This is a genomic window from Bradyrhizobium sp. (assembly GCF_049581145.1).
Classification (GTDB): Bacteria; Pseudomonadota; Alphaproteobacteria; order Rhizobiales; family Xanthobacteraceae; genus Bradyrhizobium.
Window position 1 is genome coordinate 1 of sequence record NZ_JBAURI010001163.1, and the last position, 4,304, is coordinate 4,304.

4 protein-coding genes are annotated in these 4,304 nt (G+C 62.2%); 1 reads left to right on the forward strand and 3 read right to left on the reverse strand.

From position 1 onward, the window contains the following. Positions 1-196: 196 nt before the first annotated feature. On the reverse strand, positions 197-1,126 hold the full coding sequence (locus tag WCB02_RS37085) for an SMP-30/gluconolactonase/LRE family protein (protein ID WP_423966788.1): 930 nt from the start codon (positions 1,124-1,126) through the stop codon (positions 197-199). A 140-nt stretch (positions 1,127-1,266) separates the two neighbouring features. Continuing rightward, complete coding sequence (locus WCB02_RS37090; protein WP_423966791.1) at positions 1,267-2,100, reverse strand: AraC family transcriptional regulator; 834 nt, start codon at positions 2,098-2,100, stop codon at positions 1,267-1,269. Positions 2,101-2,351: 251 nt separating this feature from the next. Here WCB02_RS37090 and WCB02_RS37095 point away from each other — a divergent pair, with 251 nt between their 5' ends. Next, complete coding sequence (locus WCB02_RS37095; protein WP_423966793.1) at positions 2,352-3,581, forward strand: ABC transporter substrate-binding protein; 1,230 nt, start codon at positions 2,352-2,354, stop codon at positions 3,579-3,581. Positions 3,582-3,755: 174 nt separating this feature from the next. On the opposite strand, the gene WCB02_RS37100 is transcribed toward WCB02_RS37095, so the two are convergent. Beyond that, the gene (locus WCB02_RS37100) at positions 3,756-4,103 is read right to left on the reverse strand and encodes a hypothetical protein (protein WP_423966795.1); all 348 of its coding nucleotides are present in this window, start codon (positions 4,101-4,103) and stop codon (positions 3,756-3,758) included. Between the last annotated feature and the right edge of the window lie 201 nt (positions 4,104-4,304).

Sequence of the window (4,304 nt, forward strand, 5' to 3'; positions counted from 1 at the left end):
GGGTACGGATAGCGTCCAGTCTGTCGGTAGGATGATCGAGCAACGTCGTCGTCTCCAGGTTGAGTGGTTTCAGCAACCTCAGTCTGGCCTCAGACTTCGGCGCTATCCACCCCCCATGGAATCTTCGCGGAGTTTATCATCGGGCACGCGTTGGCGCGACCCGTTGGCTCGCCATGACGTGCAGGGATCTGCTCACTCACTTGTTCAGGAAATTCAGCGGCAACCCTGGTCGCGGCCAATCCATCGCGATCAACTCGCCCTTGCCCGACAGCGTGATGTAGGCGGTTCTTAGCTCGGGGCCGCCGAAGGCGATGTTGGTGGTGACGCGGTCGCCGGTCGGCACCTGTTCCACCAGCGAGCCATCCGGAGCGATTACCGAAATGCAGCCGGAGATCAGGGTGGCGACGCAGACATTGCCGCCGGCCTCGACGGCGAGCGAATCGAACATCTGGTAGCCGCCGAGCCCCGCGATCGGCTTGCCCCGTTCGCCGCGATAGATCACGTCGCGTGGGCGAACCGTGCCTGGTGCGGACAGATCGAACGCCCAGAGCCGCGCGGTCGGCGTCTCCGCCACATAGACGGTGTTCTCATCCGGCGACAGCCCGATGCCGTTGGCCGGCAGCATGCCGAACACGCCTTCGACGAGCTCGTTCATGCCCGGCTTGATGTAATAGACTGCACCCACGTCCATGTCGCGCGCGCGGCGCTTGCCGAGATCGGTGAACCACAGGCCGCCGTGCCGGTCGAACACCAGATCGTTCGGACCCTTCAACGGATGCTCGCCGCATTTGTCGACCACGGTCTCGACCTTGCCGCATTGCAGGTCGACGCGCTGGATCGAGCCGCCGATATATTCATGAGGTTCGGGCGCGCCGGGCATCAAGGTGCCGCGCGACGGAATCCAGCTGAACCCGCCATTGTTGCAGATGTAGCATTTGCCATCGGGTCCCATCGCAGCCCCATTGGGACCGCCGGGAATGTGCGCCACCACCTCCTTGCGGCCGTCGGGCCAGATCCGGGTCAACCGCCGGCCGCGGATTTCGACCAGCAGCACCGAACCGTCCGGCATCACCACCGGGCCCTCCGGAAATTCGAGGTCGGTGGCGAGAACACGAATATCAGGCATCCGAAGACCTCCCGCTTTTTTCATTGACGGCAGGCGGCTTGCAATTCCCGATCCCGCACGCGAATTCGTTGCGTGCCGTTATGGCAAAGTCGCCAGGGCTTGCCAAGCAAGCGCGCAACGCCGCAGGGCAGCGTTGCAAGCTAGCCCCTGATCGGCACCCAGATCTCAAAACCGCCATTGCCGGTGTTCGGATCGAAGTTCTCGTCATAGCGCTCGAAATTCGGCGCGTCCGCCGCCTTCAGACCGGACGACGGCAGCCAGTGATTCCAGATCGTGTTGACGGTGCGGCGGATGGTCGAGACATGCTCGCCATGCGCAAAGACCGCATATTTCTGCTCGGGGATGCGGACGCGGCTGAAGCGGCGCGGCAGATCGGAAAAGTCCGAGACTTCGACGCCGGCGATATAGTCGAAATTGCCGGAATCATCGCCATTGCAGCACACACCATAGGCGACCTGCCCGACCCGGTCCGGAATCTCTCCGACCATCTGCTGGTAACGTTGCCACAGGCCGGGAATGCCGGCGCCGTTGTCGTGGCTGAAGCGGTCGCCGATTCCGGCGACAAGGAAGGCCTTGCCGGTTTCGAAACGGGGCGGCTCGAGATGATCTGTTGCGGTCGAGTCCATGAGGATCGGCTCCTGCAGCTTGAGATGGTCGAGGCGTGCCGAACCGCGCAGCGCTTCGGGGGTGAGGCCGAAATGGTCGCGGAAGGCGCGGGTGAATGCTTCGTGAGAGCCGTAATCCGCATCCAGTGCCACGTTCAGGATATCCGGGGCGCCGCTGGCCAGCGCACGCGCCGCCTCGGTGAGACGTCGCGCCCGGACGTAGCGCATCACCGAACATCCGGTCCCGGCCGCGAACGCCCGCACCATGTGGAAGCGCGAAATACCCGCGACCTTGGAAATCTCCTCCAGCGTCAGCGGGCCCGCAAGATGGCTTTCGATGAACCAGAGCGCCTTCTGGGCAGGATTCATGGTATCAGGCCTTCATTCGAAGCGTGCCGATCATGCGCCTTCAGCACCGGCCGCGTTTGATAGTCCTTGCGCAACGCCGCCGGAACCCGTTGCCGCCGCGGTGAGAGAAAATAGCAGAGAAGCCGTTGCTGGTCAGGCGCCTGCAATCGTGCATACTGGGTTGGTCTGCATTCGGTCCGACGGCTCTTTCCAAGCTGCCCATAATGACAAGACGGCATGAGCCATCGGCCAGCACGTCAGGGAGGACGATGATGCCGAGACGAGCCTTCAGCCACACCAGGACCTTCGCACTTGCCGGATTGCTCGTGACCGCGCTGGCAAGCGCGAGCCACGCCCAGAAGACCTACGACCCGGGCGCCACCGACACCGAGATCAAGATCGGCAACATCATGCCCTATTCGGGCCCGGCGTCGGCCTATGGCACCATCGGCAAGACCGAAGCGGCGTATTTTGCCAAGCTCAACTCCGAAGGCGGCATCAACGGCCGCAAGATCAATTTCATCAGCTATGACGACGCCTATAGCCCGCCGAAGGCGGTCGAGCAGGCGCGCAGGCTGGTCGAAAGCGACGAAGTGCTCCTGATCTTCAATCCGCTGGGCACGCCCTCGAACAGCGCGATTCAGAAATACATGAACGCCAGGAAGGTGCCGCAGCTGTTCGTCTCGACCGGGGCAGCGAAATGGAATGATCCACAACACTTTCCCTGGACCATGGGCTGGCAACCCAACTACCAGACCGAGGCCCGCATCTACGCCGCCTACATCCTGAAGAACTATCCCGGCAAGACCATCGGCGTGCTCTACCAGAACGACGATTTCGGCAAGGACTACGTGACCGGCCTGCGCGAGGGGCTCGGCGATCAGGCGAACAAGCTGATCCTGATCGAGGCCTCCTACGAAACCTCGGCGCCGACGGTGGATTCACAGGTGGTGCAGATCAAGGCCGCCAACCCCGACATCTTCGTCAACATCACGACGCCGAAATTTGCGGCCCAAGCGATCAGGAAGATCGGCGAGCTCGGCTGGCACCCGATGCACTTCCTCACCAACGTGTCGGCTTCCATCGGCGGCGTGATGAAGCCCGCCGGCTACGACAACGACCAGGGCATTTTCACGACCGCCTATCTGAAAGATCCCAAGGATCCCGAATGGAAGAACGATCCCGCCATGAACGCGTGGCGGGCGTTCATGACCAAATGGTATCCGGAAGGCGATCAGGAAGACGCCTCCACCGTGTTCGGCTACGGCGTCGCCAGGGGGCTCGAACAGGTGCTGCGGCAATGCGGCGATGACCTCACCCGCGAGAACGTGATGAAGCAGGCGGCCAACCTCGATTTCGAGCTCGGCATCTATCTGCCGGGCACCAGGATCAAGACCAGCCCGACCGACTTCGCGCCGATCGAGCAATTGCAGATGGAGCGCTTCAAGGGCGAGAGCTGGGAGCGATTCGGACCGGTGATGTCGGGCGAGAAGAACACTTGAATACGCGCCGATCCCGCCCTCGTGATTGCTAGCAGCGCAAGCGACCGGGCGGCTGCTCTTGCTTGCTTCCGGATGCGCGAGGCGCAGGCCACAGATGCGCCATTCGGGGCGGAGATTTTCGAGATTCCGGCAGCACACGTCGTGCGCCGGAATGACCACTGGAGGGAATGACGGTTACTTCGTGCCATCTTTGGCCGGCGACGCCGCGTCCTTTGCCGGCGGCGCGTCGGCCTTCTTCCTCAAATCCTCGGCCAGCTTTCTTTGCGTGGCCTGCAAATCCTCGACGGTCTTCTGCAGCGCGATCACGGCCGTCCGCAATCCCTCGATCTGCCGATTGGCGGCATCGAGCTTCTGCTGATGGTCACCAGACGATTTCGTGATCGTCTTCTGCAGGAAGTCGACATTGCTCTGCAGGCAGCTGGTGCGCCGCTCCATGGTCTTTTCGACCGTGCAGATTTCGATGCCGGGAATATCCTGTGCGCGAAGCCGCGTCGATATCGTCGTCACGACCACAGCGATCATCAGGGCAACAAACACCACTCTCGGCTTCATCAAATCCTCGCATCTTGAAGAAGGCAGATGCCCTCATCACGCCAAATTGAGGGCAGGCACCGCACCAGAGATACCACACTCATACCTCATTCCCGCGTTGTGATTCCGATATCGCAGGAACCGGGCGGGGGAAGCAGAGTAACGGCGCGGCCGCGCCGCTCAATCGGGGAC